Raw genomic sequence first — 20090 nt, forward strand, 5'->3', positions numbered from 1 at the left:
CCGCTCAGGTATTCATGAATAAAATGTTGATTCCCATCCTCTTTGCCCTCGGCACAGCAGTCTTCTGGGGCTGCTACGGACCAACCATTGGAAACGCACAGGCACCGCGGATCGACGGGAAACCGTTGCTGCCGCCCGACGGCTGGACGCCGTTCAAGCCTTACGTGTTCATCGGGATCGCGTATTTGGTGATCGCGATTGCCGGCGGGTTGGCGATGATGAAATTCAAGGGCGACAGTTTCGACTACTTCGCGCCTGTCCCCGGAGTCGAGGGGGCGTCGCATTTTTTGACGGCCAAATGGGGATTCTTGGCCGGCTCGCTCGGGGCCTTCGGTGCGCTCTGTCTGACGACCGCGATGATGACCAGCCGCGGCAATGCGTTGTTAGTGATGCCGATCGTTTTCGGCGGTGCCGTTTCGGTCACGGCAATCGTTTCGATCATCAAACTGCGCGGCCATGGCCCCTTGGAAATTAACCCGTTTTTGTGGGTCGGGATGGGCTTAACCGTCGTCGGTGTCGTCCTGGTGGCGATGAACACGCCGCACGGTCACGCGCCCAAAAAGGCGGTCGTCCCGGCCACCGAGTCGATCGCAACGGCCGATGCTGTCGACCCCGAGAAACCGGAATCCGCGGAAACGTTGTGAGATGAACGCTTCACCGACCGAATCACGCGACCGAGTCGAAGCCATTGACCATCAAGTCGCGCATCTTTGGATGGTGCGAACATTCCTCAAGCACGCCGACGAAGCGGAAGACGACGAAGAACTGCGGAGTGTCGTCAGAGACATTTACGACTTCATTTTGGCGGTCGGGCCGATCGACGACGTCCAGGAGGACGCGGTCTATCTGAAAATGGCCAAAAAGAAACTCTCCAAGCTCCGTAAAGCCACCGAGTTGTACGAGGAGATTCAACCCGAAGTCAGCGGACACACGAACTTTGTGATGGCCGCCAAGTCACTCCGCCTAGCACTCGATGCCATCACCAAGATCGTCAATCCACCCGTGGCGTAAGCTTCCAGCTTGCGTTCCCAACCAGTGGCGTAAGCTTCCAGCTTGCGACCCCAACCCGTGGCGTAAACTTCCAGCTTGCGACCCCAACCCGTGGCGTAAGCTTCCAGCTTGCGATCCCAGCCAGTGGCGTAAGCTTCCAGCTTGCGATCCGTTGGCCGAAGGCCAACGGAGTTCCTGACGCCAACCTCGCTCGATTCCCCAACCATCACGGCCCCTTCCTTGCCCGATTCCAAATCCAAGACGAAAGACTTTATCGATCCGACGTTTCTGTTTCGGTTTGAAGTCGAGATTCGTAAAGCGGATTTGGAATGGACCTCCAAGGGCCTGAAACTTCCCGAGAGTTGCCGGATGCCATCGTTCGGGGCGCTCGGCGGACGCAAGGTGTTTGCCGATGTTCGTCTCGGCTGGTCCGAAGACGGGATCGGGGTCCAGATCCTGGTCAATGGAAAGCGGCAAGTGCCCTGGTGCCGCGAGACGCGACTGGATGAAAGCGATGGCTTTCACTTGTGGTTGGACACGCGATGCAGCCCCAACATCCACCGCGCGACACAATACTGCCACCGTTTTCTCTTCATGCCAGCCGGCGGTGGACCGAGACGCGAACGACCGATTGCGTCCCTGATCGAAATCCACCGTGCCCGCAGCAACCCCAAGTCGATCGCGGCCGACGCGTTATCGATCAAAGCGTTCGCGCGTCACGACGGCTACGAGTTGTGCGGCCTGATCCCCAGCACCGCACTGACCGGATTTGATCCATCCGATCAATCACGCCTGGCGATCTACTACGCCGTGATCGATCGCGAACTCGGCTGGCAAACGCTCGGCGCCGGCCCCGAATACCCGGTCACCGAAGACCCCAGCCTGTGGGCCGACGCGGTGCTGATTTAGTTGGCAGTTGGCAGAAAAATGATGGGCAGAAAAATGGACGATGAAAGGGGACGAGTCAGACAAGAAAATGGGTGACAGGAAAATGTCGGACATCGTCTGAAGACGGAAATACTGAAACTTGGAACCTGAAACTTGGAACCTGAAACTTGGAACCTGAAACTTGGAACCTGAAACTTGGAACCTGAAACTTGGAACTTGGAACTTGGAACTTGGAACTTGAAACTTGAAACCTAAAACTCCCTCCCCGAAGGTCTCACCGTGAAGTTTCCGCTGCTGGTCGCCCTCTGCTTTTGTTTCGCATCGATCGCTGTCGCCGACGGCCCCGCCGATAATCTCGCGGACTCGGTTCGGCCGATCCCGCCGGTGGGCGAGGACTTGGATGAAGCACCGTCCCAACAACTGATCGACCAATGCCAGGCCATCCGTCGGGCTTGGGGTGAATTGCTAGGACGCGCCGAAGAAAAAGCTCGTTCGGGAAACAAGTGGCAACGGGCACAGCATCAGCAAACGCTCCAGAGGCTGTCGGAGTTGACGCCAGAAATCCTGGTCTTTCCCCGCGCGGTCGAACTCGCGCTGGAATTCAATCAGTTTTATCAACCGAACGATTTCAACAACGCCGTCTCGCTGCTGGAGGAGGCAAAACGTCGGATCGATGTCGCCGGCGTGACGCCGCAATGGAGTCGGGTCGTGGGAATCGGTGACGGAGAACACCAGCAACTGATCATCGGAGGATACCGATCCAAGATCGATCGATCGTACCAGCCCTACGCGGTGGTCGTGCCCGCCGGGTACACACACGGTGACTCGCGGCCGCGACGATTGGACATCTGGTTTCACGGTCGTGGTGAAACCCTGAGCGAAGTCAGTTTCTTGGCCAAAGGACGCACCTCAGCCGGTCAATACACTCCCGCCGACACGTTTGTCTTGCACCCGTATGGTCGCTACAGCAATGCGTTCAAGTTTGCCGGCGAAGTCGACGTGTTGGAGGCGCTTGAACACGTCCGCGACCACTTGCCCCTCGACCCGTCTCGCACCAGCGTACGCGGTTTTTCCATGGGCGGCGCCGCATGCTGGCAGTTTGCGACCCATTACGCCGATCGCTTTTTTGCCGCTAATCCCGGTGCGGGGTTTTCCGAAACGCCTGAGTTCTTGAAGTCGTTTCAAGGCGAAGACCTTTCGTCGACGCCGGATCACCAGCGGACGCTTTGGCGACTCTACGATTGCCCCCACTGGTCGCGTAACCTGGTGCACTGTCCGACCGTCGCCTACAGCGGAGAAATCGATCGCCAGAAACAAGCGGCGGATGTGATGCAGGCGTCGTTGGCCCAACACGGTATCGAGATGGTGCACGTCATCGGGCCGCAAACCGCGCACAAAATACACGAGGACTCGAAGCTCGAAATCGAAGCTCGGATGAATGCTCTGGCCGCATCGGTCCAGCCGACGGTGCCACGTTCGATCGATTTCACGACGCAGACGTTGCGGTACAACCGCATGCATTGGGTCAATGTTGACGGATTAAAAAAACATTGGGAAACCGCACGCGTTCAGGCGAAACTGGTCGATGCGGACGGTCAGACACGCATCGCGGTGCAGACCGCCAATGTGACGCACCTGCGGTTGAACTTTGGCCCCGGACAGTGGCCGGGACTTCTGCCCGAGCGTCCCATCGTCGTCATCGACGGCTCCGAATGCCAAACGCCAGCGGTGCGATCGGATCGGTCTTGGAACGCGGAATTCGTCCTTCGCGACGGACGCTGGCAGGCCGGCGAGATCGACGAGGCCGGCGTTCGTAAGCGACCGGGGTTGCAAGGACCGATCGACGACGCCTTCATGGACTCCTTTCTGTTTGTGCTTCCCTCCAAACCATGCGATGACCCCGCCCTGCAAGCTTGGGTGGTCGCCGAAGCCGAACACGCACAGTTGCACTGGCGAAAGCACTTTCGCGGCGACATTCAACGTGTGCTGGATCGCCAACTGACGAAGGAGCAAATCGCCACACACCACTTGGTCCTGTTCGGCGATCCGGAATCCAATTCCGTGATCGCCCGACTTGCCGATGCCCTGCCCGTCAAATGGAACGACGACACCATCGAACTGGGATCGAAGACCTGGCCCCGCAAGGCGCACGCGGTCGCAATGATCTATCCGAATCCGCTAGCCCCCAACCGCTACGTCGTGCTCAACAGCGGCTTCACCTTTCGCGAATACGATTATCTGAACAACGCACGTCAAACACCCAAGTTGCCCGACTGGGCGATCTTGGATATCGAAGACGGCGCGACGATGCGCGATCCCGGCAAGGTTCAAGCGGCGGGATTTTTTGACGAACGGTGGAAGCCTTGAGGCGGTGGTTGAGGTGTTAGCGGAACGGCGCGAGCCGTCCGGTCGCGCTTCAAAAATACCGTGAAAGACCGGAGGGCTCGCGCCCTACCGCTAACGCCTTAGGAAACACAGAAAAAAGACGTTTCCGGTGGTGCGAGATCGCGATCACCGGCTACTTGTTTTCACCCCTACCCGGGGTGATGCACGACAAAGAACGCGAGACGGACGACTACTCGATTCGCTTGAACGTCACAAGGATGGCCTGATTCTCCGTAGTCGACGTGAAGTCGGTGGGACGTTCTTTGTCGCTTCGCACAAAGCACAGCTTTCGGTTGTTTTTGCCGAGTTGGTAGATCCCGACAAATTGATCGCCGCTGCCTCCGCCCTCGGTCGCGGTGAAATCGATGGTCTTGGGTTTTGCGTTCGGCGAGATCGTGCTTGTGCCCTTGCTTGTTTCCTTGCCTTCTGAACGCACGCTCCAGGTGCCGTCGTCGCCATTGACGACCGTCAGTTTTTTCACGTCTTCGTCGTTCGCTTTGTTGCCGGCAATCACCAGCGAGGTGACTTGCCAGGTGCCCTGGAGTTTCTTGCGATCCTTTTGGACGGTCCGGTCTGTCGCATCGTCGACGTGCGCGGCAATCGGAAAAGCAAACCCAACCACCAATAGGCCAATCACTAAACTTCGCATCGCACCGGTCCTCCACCTCAAACGGACAACAAAAAACATCCCCGATTATAAGCGTTGCGTCCTCCTCCAGGTCCGATCACTTTTGGATTGTCATTTTCTTGTCAGCCATTTTCTTGTCGCCTTGCCACATTCTCATCGGCGGCAACGCGCCGCTTTATTTTCAGGGCGTGCCAGAGCGACGGGACGTCCACCCGACACTCGCGTAGCACCAACGTGATCAAGATCGCTTCGGTATTGGCCAACGTGACGCAAACCATCGAAAGGCGCACGAGCCACGGGGTGATGCCGGCCAACCACAGGACCGTGCCCGGGATGATGATCAACCAAACCCCTTTGGAGGCCCAGGTGTGATAGCTGGGCAGCCGCCAAAACTTGATCAAACAGGACAGCCAATTCAACGCGTAGCTCGTGATCGCCACCAGCATCCAATACTTCTCTCTAGCGACCAGATCGGGCTGGTACGCCATCAACGCGACCAGCACGGACAGGTAGAAAACGGCGTCCGCGACCGTGTCCAGACGTGCGCCGACGGCCGAGGTGACGTGGGATCGCCGGGCCAGGAATCCGTCCAACCATTCGGTGAAAACCAAAAAGATCACCAGGGCGGCCAGCCAAGTCATCTGCTGGGCGATCGCCAACGGGACCAGCGCCGGGGAGCCTACAATGCGGGACGTCGTGATGACGTTGGGAGCCGTCAACCAACGGTCTGTTTCAGGTGCGATAGTCACGTTCCCTGCTCTCTCCCTCCCGCAACACCGCAGGCGGTTGGTGGGCTATCCAACGACACAAACCCGAGCATACCATTGATCCGGACACCACCCGAACCGAATCTTTGCGTGCCTTGCAGGCTTCCGACCCGCGACAACGATGAAACAGCAACCCAACAATCCGCTGCACGGAGTCACATTGGCAGACTTGCTGGAGCGGCTGGTCGAACGCTACGGGTGGGAAGAATTGGGCAACCGAATCCAAATTCGCTGCTTCACGCACGATCCCAGTCTCAAATCAAGCCTGAAGTTTCTGCGGAAAACGCCCTGGGCCAGGGCCAAGGTGGAGCGGCTGTATTTGCGGTCGGTCTGCTACGAGAATCGAAACGTCGCTCGAAAGTCGAGAGGTGAGGGCGGTGATGAAGGACAGGGTGATGAAGGCTGAGTGGGTTGACCAGCGATGGGGGAGTCGTGGTTGGATGGCGGAATGATACGGGGCAGAATGATGGGGGCAAAACGATGGGTGGCAAAACGATGGGTGGCAAAACGATGGGTGGCAGAATGATGGGTGGCAGAATGATGGGTGGCCTCATCCGTCTCAAGCGAACAGGCTCCTTCATCGTCACCCTCCCTGCCAGGGAGGGTCGAGCGCAGCGAGGGGAGGGTCTTCGCGGGCGATCATCGCCCAACGATGAATCGAAGGTCGTCGATCTGGGCTGGCACAATCGGCCGCCAAGCTGGGCCGAACGGCGCTGTCACAGAACAGTGCTGCCACAGAACGGCGCTGCCACAGCACAGTGCGGTCACAGAACGGACCGCGGAGAAAGAAGTAGCGAGGACTGGACTTGAACCAGCGACCTATGGCTTATGAAGCCACCGCTCTAACCGACTGAGCTACCTCGCCAAGTGCGGGACAGTATGCCAAAGCCGGCCAAGCCTGACAAGCCTCGTCTTGAACTCGCCAGCGGACGTTCTCCGAAGGGAAAATCTTCGTCCTTGCCCCACCCGCACCGGCCGGCCTGACGGCAACGCACGGGCGTCATCCGTCACTCCCGTCAGCCCCATCCTGGCCGGCAACCAAAGCCTGGAACGCCTGTTCGGAGAGCACCTTGACCCCCAATTCGTTGGCCTTGGTCAGCTTGCTGCCGGCTTTTTCTCCGGCGACCAAAAAGTCCGTGTTTTTGCTGACGCTGCCCGACGCTCGGCCGCCCAGTTCCGTGATCAGTTTTTTGATCTCGTCCCGCTTGTAATGTTTCAGGGTCCCCGTGACGACGACGGTTTTCCCTTCCAACAAACGACCGCCTTCGACCTCGACAGGTTCGGGGTCTTCCAACTTGACGCCTTCGGCTGCGAGTTCGTCGAGCGTTTTCCGGCCGTAGTCGCTGTGCAGAAATTCGTGCAGACTCTTGGCGATGCGGTCTCCGATCTCATGCAGGTCCGCCAGATCTTCGACCGATGCCTCGCGGAGCTTTTCGAGCGTGTGGTACTTTGCCGTGATCAGCGACGCGACGCGTGGACCGACGTGCCGAATCGAAATCGAGGACAGCACCCGGGCCAACCCGCGATCACGGCTCTTGTCGATTCCCGCGATCAGATTTTCAGCATTTCGCTCGCCGACCTTGACGACAATTAATTTCCCGTCTTTCCCTTTTCGTTGTTTCAGCCAATCGAGCGACGCGACCTGATCGACCGACAAGCGATACAGGTCGGCATAGCTGTGCAACAGGCCGTGGCCGAGCAGCAGGTCCACGACTTCCTCGCCCAGTCCATCGATGTCCATTCCGGGCCGGCTGCCGAAGTAAATCAATCGCTGTTTCAGTTGCGCGGGGCATTGGGGATTGGGGCATCGGATATAGACTCCCCCGTCATCGCGAACCAGTTCCGTGTCGCACTCCGGACACGCCTCGGGAAAGCGATACGGTGAAAGCTTTCCCTTGCGCAAGTGTTTTTCGACGCGAACCACCTTGGGAATGATCTTCCCCGCTTTTTCGACCACCACGACGTCGCCGATTCGCACGTCCAATCGTTCGATTTCATCGGCATTGTGCAGTGAGGCGCGCGAGACAGTGGTGTCGGCAATCTCCACCGGCTCCAGATGAGCCACCGGGGTGACGGCGCCCGTCTTGCCGACTTGGACACTGATGTCATTCAAGCTTGTGACCGCTTCGTAGCGTTCGAACTTATAAGCGATCAACCATCGCGGACTCTTGCTCCGCATGCCCAGTTTTTCACGCTGCGCGAAATCGTTGACTTTGAACACAATCCCGTCGACCTCAAACGGCAGGTCGGGCATCCCCTGTTCCAGTTCATCGACCGCCTCGATCACCGCCGCGGCGTTGGGAAAGACGCGGACATCGGGTGTCATCGGAATGCCATACGCCGCGATCTGCTCCAGGAATTGCATGTGTTTTTTCGCGGACAGCCCATCGACTTGTCCCACGCCGTGGCAAAAGAATCGCAGATTGCGTTCGGCGGCGATGGCCGGATCGAGCAACCGAATCGTTCCGGCCGTGACATTGCGAGTGTTTTTGAAGGGCTCGGCTCCCGCGGCGACTTGCCGTTCGTTCAAGTCGGCCAAGTCCGTGTTGGTCATGTAGACTTCGCCGCGCACCTCCAAGACCTCGGGCGTCTTCTTTCCCTTGATGCGGAGCGGTAGATCACGAACGGTCCGGATGTTGTGTGTGATATCGTCGCCGACGGTTCCGTTGCCTCGCGTCACCGCAAGCTTCATTTCGCCATTTTCGTAACGCACCGAGGCGGCCACCCCGTCGATCTTGTATTCCATCACCCACTCGATCGGCTGTCCTTGGAGCAGTTTTTCGGTGCGGTCAAAGTAGGCTTTCAATTCCTCGCGGCTGTACGTGTTGTCGATCGACAGCATGGGGACCGAATGCGGGACCTGGACCAGATGCTCGACCGGTTGATCGCCGATGCGTTGGGTCGGCGAGTCGGGTGTGAGCAGATCGGGGTGTTCGGTTTCCAGGTCTCGCAATTCCTCCAGCAGCCGATCGTATTCCAAGTCACTGATCGACGGCTTGGCCGACACGTAATACGCGTGGTCGTGACGACGAATTTCATCGCGAAGTGCTTGGACGCGTTTTGCCGGAGTCGTCATGGAATCGGTTGAAAAAAGGTCGGTGGCAGACAAGGGGGCGCCGTAATTTAACGCGTCGCTTCGGGGGCTCGCCACGGGGCACGGTTTGATTACGATACTTGGCGCACGTGAATTCCCCGTCTTTCCCGCTTGTTGCAAGGATTGTCCCATGGCTCGGCTCGCCCACCACGTTTTTTTTACGCTGAAAGATAACAGCCCGGCAGCGGTCGACGGCCTGGTCGCGGACTGCCAAAAGTACCTGGACGATCACGACGGAGTGATCGGTTTTTCGGTCGGCCGCCGAGACGCCGAATTGGACCGGCCGGTCAACGTCAAGTTTGACGTTTCGCTGCACGTGATCTTTCGCGATCGCGCGACCCACGACGTGTACCAAACGGCCCCCCGACACCTCGAATTCATCGAGCGTCAAAAAGAGAATTGGGCCACGGTTCAGGTCTGTGACAGTCTGTTGGAAGACTAGAGGCCGAGCACCCTTCGATAGACATCCGCCGTGCGACTGGCCATCGCGACGTCCGAGAAATCTTCGGCATGACGCTCGATCGCGGCGTCGGACATCTGTTGCCAGTCATGGACGCCCGAGATCAGCTCACCGATTTTGTCGGCCAGACTTTTCGCGTCGCCCGGCTCGGCGAGCAGCCCCTGTGCGCCGTCGGTCAACGCTTCGGGGGTTCCCTCGACCCGCGTGGCAATGACGGGAAGACCTGCGGCCATGGATTCGAGCACCACCATCGGCAACCCTTCTCCGTACAGACTCGGCAACACCATCGCATCCAACTTGGCCAGTTCGCCCGGCACGTTGCGTGTGAAACCGACTCGCTCGACCAGTCCCGAAACTTGCAGCTTTGCGATCAGGTCTTCGATCGATTCCTTGTAGGCATCGGTTTCGAAGGGTCCGATGATCCGCAGGCGGACGTCGTGTTGGTCACGCAGTGTTGCGATCGCTTCGAGGGCAATCTCCAGTCCCTTTCGCGGTCGCATCAACGCAACCATGCCGAGCACCCAGCGTCCGCCGACGACCGGGGTAGCCGATCGCGGTGGGCAGATCGCGGGCACGCCGTTGTGCACCACGGTGACATCCTCTTCGCGACAACCGCGGCGAATGCAATCCAATCGCAAACTTTCCGAAACAGTGATCAGGTGGCTGCATCCCCGCAGCGATAATTTTTCGACGACCGCGTTGGCATGATTCGTCAACGGCTTGGACGAATCACGAGCCGTGGGACTGTGGACATGATAGATCCACGGCACCCCGGTCAGGCGCGACGCCAGGGACGCGATTATCGCCGTTCGCGGCGTGTGCGCGTGCATCAAATCGTACCCGTTCTCTCGGACCAGTCGGCGGACCCGCCAGGCGGCGCGGACGTCCAGCCGATTTTTCATGTCCGCACGGAAACAGAGGCCCCAGGCTCCGCCGTGTTCGACCAGCGCTTTGGCAAACTTTCCCGGTTTCACGCACGCGAAATCGGCATCGACGGCGAATTCTGGCAAGCAGCGGCCCAGGTGGGACTGAACCCGTTCGGCCCCGGCGAAATGTTCTCCGTTGACGATGTGCAACACGCGAACCGATGACGTCGCAGCGCCGCCCCCCGTCAGGCTCGAATTCTGCTCCACCGGACCCGAGGCCTGCGGATGGATGACGATCGGAGTCGTGGGGAGTGGTCCGGTCGAGCTCGATCGGCCGAGATTTCCAGCTTGCATGATGGCGTTGGGGGTAAAAGAACGGGCTCCAATGACCTGTCTTCAACAGGCTGCGTCGCGATTCCACCTTGCCGCGATCAATTTGGCCGGCCGCGTGCGAACAGACACTCTGGCGGCAGGTCACGGGATAGGATTTGCGGTTTGCGCCGGTTAGTGGGGACACCGATTCGTCCGCCTTCGCCTCTGGGGAAAACGGCCCGATTCGGCTACAGTACGCGTTTCCCTGAACAGCCCTTCCTCCCCAGACCAGCCCAGAAACCTTGAAAGCTTCCATCGTTCTTTTGCCCGGCGACGGCATCGGTCCCGAAATCACGCAGCAAGCCAAACGTGTTCTCGAAACGATTGGTGAGATTTTCGGTCACGAATTCACTTTCCAATCGCACCTGATCGGTGGGATCGCGATCGACGAAACCGGTGACCCGCTGCCGGAGGCGACCGTTCAGGCCTGTCGAAATGCCAATGCGATCCTGTTGGGCGCCGTCGGCGGTCCCAAGTGGGATGACCCGTCGGCCAAGACGCGTCCCGAAGCCGGACTGTTGAAGATCCGCAAGGAGCTTGGACTGTTCGCCAACCTGAGACCGATCAAGCTGTTCGATCAATTGATCGACGCCTCGCCGCTGCGTCGCGAGATCATCGAGGGCACCGACATTCTGTTCTTTCGTGAGCTGACCGGCGGAATTTATTTCGGCGAATCCAGTCGCAGCGGATCCGGAGCCGATGAATCCGCCAGCCAGGCGATGGTCTACAGCGTCGGTGAGGTCGAGCGCATCGTTCGCCTGGCCGCTCAAGCCGCCAAGGGACGCGACAACCGATTGACCAGCGTTGACAAGGCCAACGTGTTGGAGCCGAGCCGGCTGTGGCGTCAAACCGCCGCACGCGTGATGGCCGAAGAGTTCCCCGAAGTCAACTACGACGTCGTGCTGGTCGATGCGATGGCGATGCACCTGATCAATCGCCCCTCGGATTTCGACGTCGTCGTCACCGGCAACATGTTTGGTGACATCTTGACCGACGAGGCGTCGATGTTGCCCGGTTCGTTGGGCATGCTGCCGAGTGCCTCGCTGGGCAGTGACGGTCCCGGTTTGTACGAACCGATCCATGGTTCGGCCCCCGACATCGCAGGCAAAGGGATCGCCAATCCGCTGGCGACCATTTTGGCTGCGGCGATGCTGCTGCGTCATTCGTTGAACGCGGACGCCGAAGCGGTCGCGATCGAAACGGCCGTCGGCGACGTGTTGGCCGCCGGCCTGCGAACCGCCGACATCGCCCGGGGCGGCCCCTCGGTCTCAACCGAAGCGATGGGTGACGCCGTCGTCAACCAACTCAAGCAGTGATGGGTTTGCAATGACTCTGTAGCCGGACGTTCTGGCAACGCCGGCTACCCATTGCCATGCACCGGGAACCCTGATGAACGACACTCTTACTCAACCAGAAATCGGGATGCTTGCGAGCACCGTCTGGTTGTCCACGCGGGCGATGATTCTCGTTGCGGTGATCCTGTCCGCGCTGGGCATCGCCTCGCTGGTCGGTTTTCTGTTGTCACGTCGCGAAACGATGGGCGTCGATTCGGCCATCGTCCGGCGGTACAACCAAAAGCTCCGTGTCTGGTGGCTGATGACGGCGATCTTCGTCTTCGGCTTCTTACTCCAGCGAATCGGGGTCGTCATCCTGTTCGGGTTCGTGTCCTTTTGGGCGCTGCGAGAATTCATCACGATGACGCCGACGCGGCGCGGAGACCACCGCACGCTGTTCTGGGTGTTCTTTGTGTTCACTCCGCTGCAATACATCTTGATCGCCCTGGGAAGCCATCCACCCAGCTTCGTTCCTCAGAACGACTACTACGGCTTGTACAGCATCATGATCCCGGTGTACGCCAGTCTGTTCATTCCCGCGCGTGCCGCGATCGCCGGTGACTACAAACGGTTTCTCGAACGGAGTGCGAAAATCCAAGCCGGATTGCTGATTTGCGTGTACGCGCTCAGTTACGCCCCGGCCCTGCTGGATCTGGATTTGGTGCGAACCGGCGGCGAGCCTTGGCCGGGCAGCAACGTCAGCGTTCTGATTTTTTTGGTCGTGATCGCGCAGTTGGCTGCCGTGCTCGAACGCGGCTGGACCAAGCTGGCCGGGCGGCATGTCATCGCGGAAAAGATCAATGGGTCACGAACCTGGGAAGGCGTGCTGGGTTCGATGGTGACCACCGGGCTGATCGCCGCGGCGCTCTCCTGGGCGACTCCGTTTTACCCCTGGGAAGCCGGTGTGCTGGCGGCCGTCGTCACCACCATGGCCTGTGGCGGCGCGATGACGATGAGCGCCATCAAACGCGACCGCGGCGTCACCGATACGGGAACGCTGGTCCAAGGTCACGCCGGCGTGCTCGATCAAATCGACAATATCTGCTTCGCCGCACCGGTCTTTTATCACCTGACTCGCTACTTCTTTTCAGCCTAATGACGCTGCGACTCTTCGACACCCACGCGCACCTGAACGTCGATGCCTTTGCCGAAGGTTTGGACGAGACCGTCAGCCGCGCACGCGACGCCGGCGTGGAAGCGATCATGGTGATCGGGATCGATGTCGCAACCAGTCGCCGCGCCTGTGATCTGGCGGCCGAATACCCGGGATTTCTGTACGCCGCCGTCGGAATCCAACCGAACTCCGCCGCCGAAGCCGACGTCGGCGATTTCGCGATCATCGAAGAGCTGGCAGGATACCCCGGTGTCCGCGCCATCGGCGAAACCGGACTGGACTGTTACTGGGACGATACGCCGATCGAATTGCAACACGTGTATTTTGATCGACACATGCAACTCTGTCGCGACACTTCCCTGCCGATGGTCATCCACATGCGCGACAGTGGGGATTTGATCGTCGATCAATTGAAACGGCAAAGCTCGGTGCCGCCGGGCATCATGCATTCCTTCACCGGCGATTGGCAGTGCGCCGAAACGTGTTTGGATCTCGGGCTGCACATCAGCTTTGCCGGGATGGTGACGTTCAAAAAAAGCGACGAGCTGAGGGAGGTCGCCCGACAGGTTCCCGAAGACCGATTGCTGGTCGAAACCGATTCACCGTACCTAAGCCCCGAACCCCTGCGAGGCAAACGGCCGAACGAACCGGCGCGGGTCGAACACACACTCCGCTGCTTGGCCAAGCTTCGTGGCGTATCGGCTGAATCGTTGGCTGAGACAACGACCGAAAACGCCAGACGCTTGTTTCAACTGCCGTAACGAAAACGTTCGTGAAACGATACCCCAGGGATTTCGGCGCGATGGAATTGGACCAACTTCGATACTTCTTGCAAGTCGCCGCGGACGGCAATTTCACCCGCGCGGCGGAACATTTGGGAATCTCCCAGCCTGCGCTGAGTCGATCGATCGCACGCCTGGAAGAGGAAATCGGCCAGCCGGTGCTCGAACGCCAAACCAAAGGTGTCTCGCTGACCGATGCCGGAAAGCTGTTGCAGGGTCGCGCCAAAGAAGTTTTATCGATCCTGGAGGACACACTCGCGGAGATCGTCGACGATGGGCAAGTCGGCCGCATTCGCGTGGGGGCCATTCCGACGATCGCGCCGTTTTTCCTGCCCGGGCTGCTGCGGCAATTTGCCGAAGACTATCCCCAAGCAACGCTGGTCGTCCAAGAAGCAACCACCGATGAATTGTTGAAAGCATGCACCGACGGCGTCATCGATGTGGCGATCCTTGCGTTGCCGATTCAAGCCAGGTACCTGGAGATCGAAGAACTGTTTGAGGAGGAGTTGTTGTTGGTGTTGCCGCCGAATCACCCACTCGTTTCCAAAGAATCGATCGAGCTATCAGACATCGATCAGATCCCCTTCGTCTTACTCGGGGAAGCTCATTGTCTCTCCGACAACATTGTTTCCTTCTGCCGCAAACAATCGTTTCACCCGGTCTCCGTGGAACGCACCAGCCAGATGGCGACGGTCCAAGAACTCGTCTCGCTCGATCATGGCATCTCGATGATCCCGATGATGGCCCGGCGGTTGGATCAATCCGAACGCCGTGTCTACCGCTCCCTCAGCGGCGCCAGGCCGACCCGCACGATCGTCGCCGTGTGGAATCCCTATCGCTTTCAAAGCCGCCTGATGGAAGCTTTCCGCAACGCAGTACGGGCGTACGCTGGGACGATTGAACAGGCGAGGAGAAAGCAGTGACGGATCGATACGAATCGATACGCAAATCCCAATCCGTTGGCCGTGCTTTCGCGGACAATATCGCCGATGATGTGCGTGATCGATGTGATCGTGTCGCATCGTGGCGAGATTTGCCGGTCCTTTTGGCCGGCCGCCCCATCGTTCACTTGTTTGTCGCCGACTGAAACCTGAGACCGGATCGAATGTTCCTGCAACGTCCCGATGTGCTGTTTGTCTGTCTTGCCGCCCTAGTGACTTTCGGGACGAATCCCGTCCAGGCTGACGATGCCGCGTCGAACGCGGGCGGAACCATCGGCATGAAAGTCGCGGACTTCACGCTGGACAACTGCTACGGCAAGTCTGTTTCATTGAGCCATTTTGATGACCGACAAGCGATCGCGATCGTCTTTCTCGGGACGGAGTGTCCGCTCGCCAAACTGTATGGCCCTCGGCTGACGGACATCCAACAACGCTATGCCGATCGCGGAGTCCAAGTTGTTGGGATTAATTCCAACACGCAAGACAGCTTGACCGAACTGGCCGCTTACGTGCATCGTCACGCGATCGGTTTTCCGATGTTGAAAGACCCGGGCAACGTCGTCGCCGATGCGTTGGGCGCCACCAGGACGCCGGAGGTGTTTTTGATTGATCGCGAACGCACGGTTCGCTATCACGGTCGCATCGACGATCAATATGGCGTCGGATACTCGCGTGAACGTGAAGCCGAGCCGGAGTTGACTCGGGCGATCGATCAATTGTTGGCCGGCCAGCCGGTCACCGAGCCGACGACCGAGCCGGTCGGCTGCCACATCGGGCGTGTCAAACCGATCGAGGCGACGGGCGAGGTGACCTTTACCAAGCACATCGCGCCGATCTTCAATGCACATTGCGTCAGTTGCCACCGCGACGGCGAGATCGCTCCCTTTACGTTGAGCAGCTACGACGACGTGCTGGGCTGGGAAGACACGATCCTGGAGGTCATCGCCGACAATCGCATGCCCCCCTGGTCGGCCAATCCGGCACACGGAACCTTTGCCAACGACCCCCGCTTGAGCGAGCGGGAACGCGACTTGATTGAAACCTGGGTCGACAACGGAATGCCCGAAGGCGATGTCCGTGACCTGCCCGCCCCACCTGAATTTGTCGCCGGATGGCAAATCGGCAGGCCAGACGAAGTCATCACGATGCGGGACCGAGCGTTTCGGGTGCCCGCCGAAGGCGTCGTCGACTACCAGCGATTTGTCGTCGATCCGGGCTGGGAGGAGGACAAGTACATCGTCGCAGCGGAAGCACGCCCGGACAAACGAAGCGTCGTGCATCACATTCTGGTGTACGTGATTCCCGAAGGCGAACAACGCCAGGATCTTCGTCAAGTCGTCGCCGGTTACGCGCCGGGCAGTCCGCCGATGGAGCTCAAAGACGGCGTCGCGCTTCGTGTCGAAGCCGGTAGCAAGTTGTTGTTCGAAATGCACTACACGCCCAACGGAACCGAGCAGGAAGATCTCAGTTACCTGGGCGTCAAATTCACCACCAAGCTAAACGTTCGAAAGCTGTTGCGGGGCCGACTAGCGATCAACACCAAGTTCGAAATTCCGCCCGGTGAACCCAATCACGTCGTTTCGGCGACCTACCACGCCCGCACCGAAGAAAACCTGATCAGCATGTCCCCCCACATGCACTTGCGCGGCAAATCGTTTCGTTACGTTGCCCATTTCCCAGACAACACCACGAAAGTGTTGCTCGATGTGCCGAATTACGACTTCAATTGGCAGCTGAAGTATGTCCTCGCCGAGCCGCTGCGAATTCCACGCAATACGCGGATCGAATGCACGGCCGTGTTCGACAACAGCGAGTCCAACCTGACCAATCCCGATCCGACCAGACCGGTCCGCTGGGGGGATCAAAGTTTTGACGAGATGATGATCGGGTTCATGGACACCGTCCCGATCAACGACGAATTCTGAACGCTGTTGCAGGGTCTTGGGGGGCAGACGGCAATTTCGGGACCACCGGCGACTCTCGCCGGTGGACTGGTTAGAATCTCAGGTGTTCTTTCCGTTCCTCTCGGTGGGTTGCCATGAAAACGTTTGTATCGCTCGTCCTGCTACTGTTGTCCGCACGCGCCGTCCTTGCCGACGACCGGCCCAACATCGTGTTTTTTTTCACCGATGACCAGACAACCAGCACGCTCGGGTGCTATGGCAACGATGTCATTGAGACGCCGAACATCGACGCCCTGGCGGCTCGCGGAACGCGATTTGAAAACATGTTCGTCAGCCATTCAATCTGCTGGGTCAGCCGGACCACCATTCTGAGCGGGCTGACCGGCCGCAGCTATGGCTCGCCGAGCAATCCCGAACAGGCGCGGGCCGAAGCGGTCAACACGCTGTATTCGGACATCTTGCGGGAGCGTGGTTATCGAACCGGATACTTCGGAAAATGGCATGCGAAAATGCCTCGGGGCTACAAGCGGGAAGACCACTTCGACGAGTTTGAAGCGATCGGCCGCAACCCGTTCTACAAGAAACAGCCCGACGGGAGTTTGCGGCACGAAACCGAAGTGATCGTCGACCGGGGCGTCGAGTTCATCAAATCGCAGCCGAAGGACAAACCGTTCGCGCTCAACATGTGGTTCAACGCCTGCCACGCCGAAGACGGTGATCGCCGCCCCGGGATCGGTCACTTTGCCTGGCCGCGCGCCGTCGATGGAATGTACGACGACATCGACATCGCCCCGCCGCGTTTGAATGCTCCTGAAATCTTTGAAGCCCTGCCCGACTTCCTCAAAACGACCATCAATCGCGAACGTTTTTTCTGGCGTTGGAACACCGATCAAAAGTACCAAACCAATATCCGCGCGTACTACAGAATGGTCAGCGGGATCGACAACGCGATCGGCCGGTTCCTGTCCGAACTGGAAGAAGCCGGCTTGGCGGAAAACACGATCATCGTTTATTCGGCGGACAACGGCTATCACATGGGCAACCGCGGCTTGGCCGGCAAATGGTCCCACTACGAAGAGTCGTTGCGTGTGCCACTGATCATCGCCGACCCCCGCGTCGATCAAACTCAAAAAGGCAAGGTGACCGACGCGATCGCTTTGAACCTCGACTTGCCCGCCACGTTTGTCGATTGGTCCGGTGCAGAGGTTCCCGAGCGATACCAGGGACACAGTTTGCAACCGATTGTTTCCGGTGACAAACCGTCCGATTGGCGGACCGAATCGTTTCACGAACATTTTGCCGTCCGCACACGCATCCCGGCATTTGAAGGCATCCGCAACGAACGATTTAAATACGTCCGCTACTTTGATCACGGGAACCGCGAGTTCCTGCATGATTTAAAGCAGGACCCTGACGAATTGGTGAATTTGGCCGATGATCCCGCCCACGCCGAGACGCTGGTGGCAATGCGTGAGCGGACGGACCAACGAGTGAAACAGCTTGGTGGTCCGATCGACCCGTTGAACGCCCCCTTCACCGCGTCAACCGTGCCGCATCCCGAAGCATCCGCGGCCGTCACGGTCCGACCAGGGAAAGATGGTTTTGTCAATTTGCTCAATGGCCGAAACTTGAGCGGTTGGGCGGGCGATTCAAACTACTGGTCGATGCGTGACGGGGCGTTGACCGGCGTGACCGACGGTTCGCTGAAGATGAATCGCTTCATCACGTGGACGGGTTCGACGATCCGCAACTTTGACTTGCGTGTCAAAGTCAAAGTGACGCCCGGTGGAAACAGTGGGCTGCAGTACCGGGGCACCTCACGCCCCGATCTGGGGCTGGACGTGGTCACCGGCTACCAGTGTGACGTCGTTGCCGACAACCCGAACTACAACGGCATGTTGTACGAAGAGAAAGGGCGACGCATCCTTTCGCACACCGGTGAAAAAGTGATCATTGACCCGCAGGGACAGCCCTGGATCGTCGGCAACATGCCTGTCAAAGAGTTTCCCGCCGATCAGTGGCACGATTACCGAGTCCTGGTCAAAGGCAACCACCACCAGCATTGGATCGATGGTCACATGACGGCGGACCTGATCGACTTGGATGAAAACGGTCGATCGCTCGAAGGCGTGCTTGCCGTTCAGGTCCACGTCGGTCCGGCGATGACAATCCAGTACAAGGATTTCAAGATCAAGCACCTGCCGGATGATCTACCGCTGATCCAACCGTCCGAGGCCGTCATCCCCGAAGGTGCCGTCGGGGTGCGTCCGCAAGGGCGTTTGCCGAAAGATTGGAAACCGCCGGTTTACGGCGAATAGTGGGGTAAGCATCCTGCTTGCCGAGTGGGCTAAGCATCCTGCTTGCCGAGTGGGCTAAGCATCCCGCTTGCCGACGTGGGCTAAGCATCCTGCTTGCCGGCCGCATCGCATGCTGGAAGCTTACGCCACCTGCCGCGATAATGAATTCCGATGCTATCGGTTGCAGGCCCCGAGTTTAGCGTGGCGTCTGTTTTTGACACGCTCGGGCAACAATGCTCGCGAGCGGTTCGCTATCATCGGTGATGGCTCTTCTGACACCTTCTCAAGTACCCTGCCATGCCGAACATCCTGGTCGTCGACGATAGCGCCACCCAGATCGCTTTGATCACGTCGGTTTTGCATCAGCAAGGATTGCGGGTTCGGACGGCAAGCAATGGCCTGGAGGCGCTGGCGTCGCTGCGGGAGCACACGCCGGATTTAGTCATCACGGACATGCAGATGCCGGAGATGAACGGGGTTGAGTTGATTCGGGCCATGCGCACCGAATGCTCGCTCGTCCCGGCAGTCCTGGTGACGGCATTCGGCAACGAGGACTTGGCCGCCGAGGCGCTGGGTGTGGGCGCCGCCAATTACATCTCCAAAGACCACGTCGGGATCCTGCTGCCTGATATCGTCAACCGAATCACGGCCTTTGCCCAAGCGAACGCCCAATCGCTTTACTTGAAGGGAGCGCTGACGCCGACCACGTTCGATTTTGTGCTCGATTGCTCGATCGAGCGAATCACACCGCTTGTCAGCCTGATCGTTCGGTTGCTGGCCGCGATGAACGTGCTGCACACCAGCGACCGAATTCGAATCGCCGAAGCGCTCGACTATTTGATCACGCACTCCATCATCCACGGCAATTTCGAACAACCCGTCCGTTCCACGCCGATGTCGATCGACTACACGCGGGCACTGGTGGCAGAAAAGCTGGAGGACGAGTCGTTGAGATCGATGGCCGAACGGATTGTCACGGTGCAGTTGGCAGTGACGGATCGGGAAGCGAGATTGGTGGTCGTTCATGAAGGTTCCGGCCAGTCGATCCATCACGCCCCGATGCCGGGCACCCCGCAAAGTTTTTCGGACGAACGTGGACGCGGCATGTTGCTGCTGACCAGTGTGATGGATGAAGTCTTCATCGATTCGGCGTCACGGAAAGTGACTCTGGTCAAGTACATCTCACGGTAACAATCAGGTGGGAGAGGGTGCCGCGGAAAAGAAGGCAGGTACGATTGGCACGAGGATCAGCGCTGGTGTGCAGGCTT

The 20090-nt window shown here is 58.9% G+C and carries 17 protein-coding genes and 1 tRNA gene; 13 read left to right on the forward strand and 5 right to left on the reverse strand.

Translation table 11 applies throughout. The features are described 5' to 3' along the window. Positions 1–23: 23 nt before the first annotated feature. From NZK35_RS31370 to NZK35_RS31385, 4 genes are all read left to right on the forward strand, one after another. Positions 24–644 (forward strand): hypothetical protein, encoded by a 621-nt coding sequence (locus NZK35_RS31370; RefSeq protein WP_259636485.1) that lies wholly within the window; start codon positions 24–26, stop codon positions 642–644. Between the two features lies 1 nt (position 645). Then, positions 646–1011, forward strand: coding sequence for an amidohydrolase (locus NZK35_RS31375; RefSeq protein WP_259636486.1), 366 nt, complete (start codon positions 646–648; stop codon positions 1009–1011). Between the two features lie 219 nt (positions 1012–1230). Continuing rightward, a complete protein-coding gene (locus NZK35_RS31380) occupies positions 1231–1899 on the forward strand; it encodes a hypothetical protein (protein WP_259636487.1) in 669 nt (222 codons plus the stop codon). A 258-nt stretch (positions 1900–2157) separates the two neighbouring features. Then, positions 2158–4245, forward strand: coding sequence for a prolyl oligopeptidase family serine peptidase (locus tag NZK35_RS31385; RefSeq protein WP_259636488.1), 2088 nt, complete (start codon positions 2158–2160; stop codon positions 4243–4245). A gap of 208 nt (positions 4246–4453) precedes the next feature. Here NZK35_RS31385 and NZK35_RS31390 read toward each other — a convergent pair whose 3' ends face one another. After that, the gene (locus NZK35_RS31390; protein WP_259636489.1) at positions 4454–4912 is read right to left on the reverse strand and encodes a TIGR03067 domain-containing protein; all 459 of its coding nucleotides are present in this window, start codon (positions 4910–4912) and stop codon (positions 4454–4456) included. 101 nt (positions 4913–5013) lie between these two features. Continuing rightward, positions 5014–5640: a CDP-alcohol phosphatidyltransferase family protein gene (locus NZK35_RS31395; RefSeq protein WP_259636490.1), complete on the reverse strand. Its 627-nt coding sequence runs from the start codon at positions 5638–5640 to the stop codon at positions 5014–5016. Between the two features lie 139 nt (positions 5641–5779). On the opposite strand from NZK35_RS31395, the gene NZK35_RS31400 reads away from it, so the two are divergent. Then, positions 5780–6064, forward strand: a complete 285-nt coding sequence (locus NZK35_RS31400) for a VF530 family protein (protein ID WP_259636491.1) — start codon at positions 5780–5782, stop codon at positions 6062–6064. Between the two features lie 385 nt (positions 6065–6449). Here NZK35_RS31400 and NZK35_RS31405 read toward each other — a convergent pair. Continuing rightward, positions 6450–6523: transfer RNA gene (locus NZK35_RS31405), tRNA-Met, on the reverse strand. Positions 6524–6658: 135 nt separating this feature from the next. Next, on the reverse strand, positions 6659–8734 hold the full coding sequence (gene ligA, locus NZK35_RS31410; RefSeq protein ID WP_259636492.1) for an NAD-dependent DNA ligase LigA: 2076 nt from the start codon (positions 8732–8734) through the stop codon (positions 6659–6661). Positions 8735–8882: 148 nt separating this feature from the next. Here ligA and NZK35_RS31415 point away from each other — a divergent pair, with 148 nt between their 5' ends. Further along, positions 8883–9194 carry a Dabb family protein gene (locus NZK35_RS31415; RefSeq protein ID WP_259636493.1) on the forward strand — a complete coding sequence of 104 codons (312 nt, stop codon included), beginning with the start codon at positions 8883–8885 and terminating at the stop codon, positions 9192–9194. On the opposite strand, the gene NZK35_RS31420 is transcribed toward NZK35_RS31415, so the two are convergent. Further along, positions 9191–10432, reverse strand: a complete 1242-nt coding sequence (locus NZK35_RS31420; RefSeq protein WP_259636494.1) for a glycosyltransferase family 4 protein — start codon at positions 10430–10432, stop codon at positions 9191–9193. The genes NZK35_RS31415 and NZK35_RS31420 overlap by 4 nt on opposite strands. Before the next feature lie 260 nt (positions 10433–10692). Between NZK35_RS31420 and leuB the strand changes: the two genes are divergently transcribed. From leuB to NZK35_RS31455, 7 genes are all read left to right on the forward strand, one after another. Then, positions 10693–11766, forward strand: coding sequence for a 3-isopropylmalate dehydrogenase (gene leuB / locus NZK35_RS31425; RefSeq protein ID WP_259636495.1), 1074 nt, complete (start codon positions 10693–10695; stop codon positions 11764–11766). Positions 11767–11839: 73 nt separating this feature from the next. Then, positions 11840–12880 (forward strand): phosphatidate cytidylyltransferase, encoded by a 1041-nt coding sequence (locus tag NZK35_RS31430; RefSeq protein ID WP_259636496.1) that lies wholly within the window; start codon positions 11840–11842, stop codon positions 12878–12880. After that, entirely contained in the window at positions 12880–13659 is a 780-nt protein-coding gene (locus NZK35_RS31435; protein ID WP_259636497.1) for a TatD family hydrolase, read from the forward strand. The genes NZK35_RS31430 and NZK35_RS31435 overlap by 1 nt, the downstream gene beginning before the upstream one ends. Positions 13660–13700: 41 nt before the next feature. Further along, positions 13701–14603 carry a LysR family transcriptional regulator gene (locus tag NZK35_RS31440; RefSeq protein ID WP_261364977.1) on the forward strand — a complete coding sequence of 301 codons (903 nt, stop codon included), beginning with the start codon at positions 13701–13703 and terminating at the stop codon, positions 14601–14603. A 182-nt stretch (positions 14604–14785) separates the two neighbouring features. After that, positions 14786–16546 (forward strand): redoxin domain-containing protein, encoded by a 1761-nt coding sequence (locus NZK35_RS31445; RefSeq protein ID WP_259636499.1) that lies wholly within the window; start codon positions 14786–14788, stop codon positions 16544–16546. A 113-nt stretch (positions 16547–16659) separates the two neighbouring features. Next, positions 16660–18843, forward strand: coding sequence for a sulfatase-like hydrolase/transferase (locus NZK35_RS31450; RefSeq protein ID WP_259636500.1), 2184 nt, complete (start codon positions 16660–16662; stop codon positions 18841–18843). Positions 18844–19119: 276 nt separating this feature from the next. After that, positions 19120–20013 carry an ATP-binding response regulator gene (locus NZK35_RS31455; protein ID WP_259636501.1) on the forward strand — a complete coding sequence of 298 codons (894 nt, stop codon included), beginning with the start codon at positions 19120–19122 and terminating at the stop codon, positions 20011–20013. Positions 20014–20090: the final 77 nt, after the last annotated feature.

The sequence above is a fragment of the Stieleria sedimenti genome (assembly GCF_025060895.1).
Classification (GTDB): domain Bacteria; phylum Planctomycetota; class Planctomycetia; order Pirellulales; family Pirellulaceae; genus Stieleria; species Stieleria sedimenti.

Excerpts from the sequence above, each read along its gene's own strand:
- NZK35_RS31455 (WP_259636501.1), top strand. The coding sequence starts at position 19,120 with ATGCCGAACATCCTGGTCGTCGACGATAGCGCCACCCAGATCGCTTTG.
- NZK35_RS31440 (WP_261364977.1), top strand. The coding sequence starts at position 13,701 with ATGGAATTGGACCAACTTCGATACTTCTTGCAAGTCGCCGCGGACGGC.
- NZK35_RS31370 (WP_259636485.1), top strand. The coding sequence starts at position 24 with ATGTTGATTCCCATCCTCTTTGCCCTCGGCACAGCAGTCTTCTGGGGC.
- NZK35_RS31375 (WP_259636486.1), top strand. The coding sequence starts at position 646 with ATGAACGCTTCACCGACCGAATCACGCGACCGAGTCGAAGCCATTGAC.
- NZK35_RS31435 (WP_259636497.1), top strand. The coding sequence starts at position 12,880 with ATGACGCTGCGACTCTTCGACACCCACGCGCACCTGAACGTCGATGCC.
- NZK35_RS31445 (WP_259636499.1), top strand. The coding sequence starts at position 14,786 with ATGTTCCTGCAACGTCCCGATGTGCTGTTTGTCTGTCTTGCCGCCCTA.
- NZK35_RS31420 (WP_259636494.1), bottom strand. The coding sequence starts at position 10,432 with ATGCAAGCTGGAAATCTCGGCCGATCGAGCTCGACCGGACCACTCCCC.
- NZK35_RS31400 (WP_259636491.1), top strand. The coding sequence starts at position 5,780 with ATGAAACAGCAACCCAACAATCCGCTGCACGGAGTCACATTGGCAGAC.
- NZK35_RS31415 (WP_259636493.1), top strand. The coding sequence starts at position 8,883 with ATGGCTCGGCTCGCCCACCACGTTTTTTTTACGCTGAAAGATAACAGC.
- NZK35_RS31390 (WP_259636489.1), bottom strand. The coding sequence starts at position 4,912 with ATGCGAAGTTTAGTGATTGGCCTATTGGTGGTTGGGTTTGCTTTTCCG.
- NZK35_RS31450 (WP_259636500.1), top strand. The coding sequence starts at position 16,660 with ATGAAAACGTTTGTATCGCTCGTCCTGCTACTGTTGTCCGCACGCGCC.
- NZK35_RS31430 (WP_259636496.1), top strand. The coding sequence starts at position 11,840 with ATGAACGACACTCTTACTCAACCAGAAATCGGGATGCTTGCGAGCACC.
- ligA (WP_259636492.1), bottom strand. The coding sequence starts at position 8,734 with ATGACGACTCCGGCAAAACGCGTCCAAGCACTTCGCGATGAAATTCGT.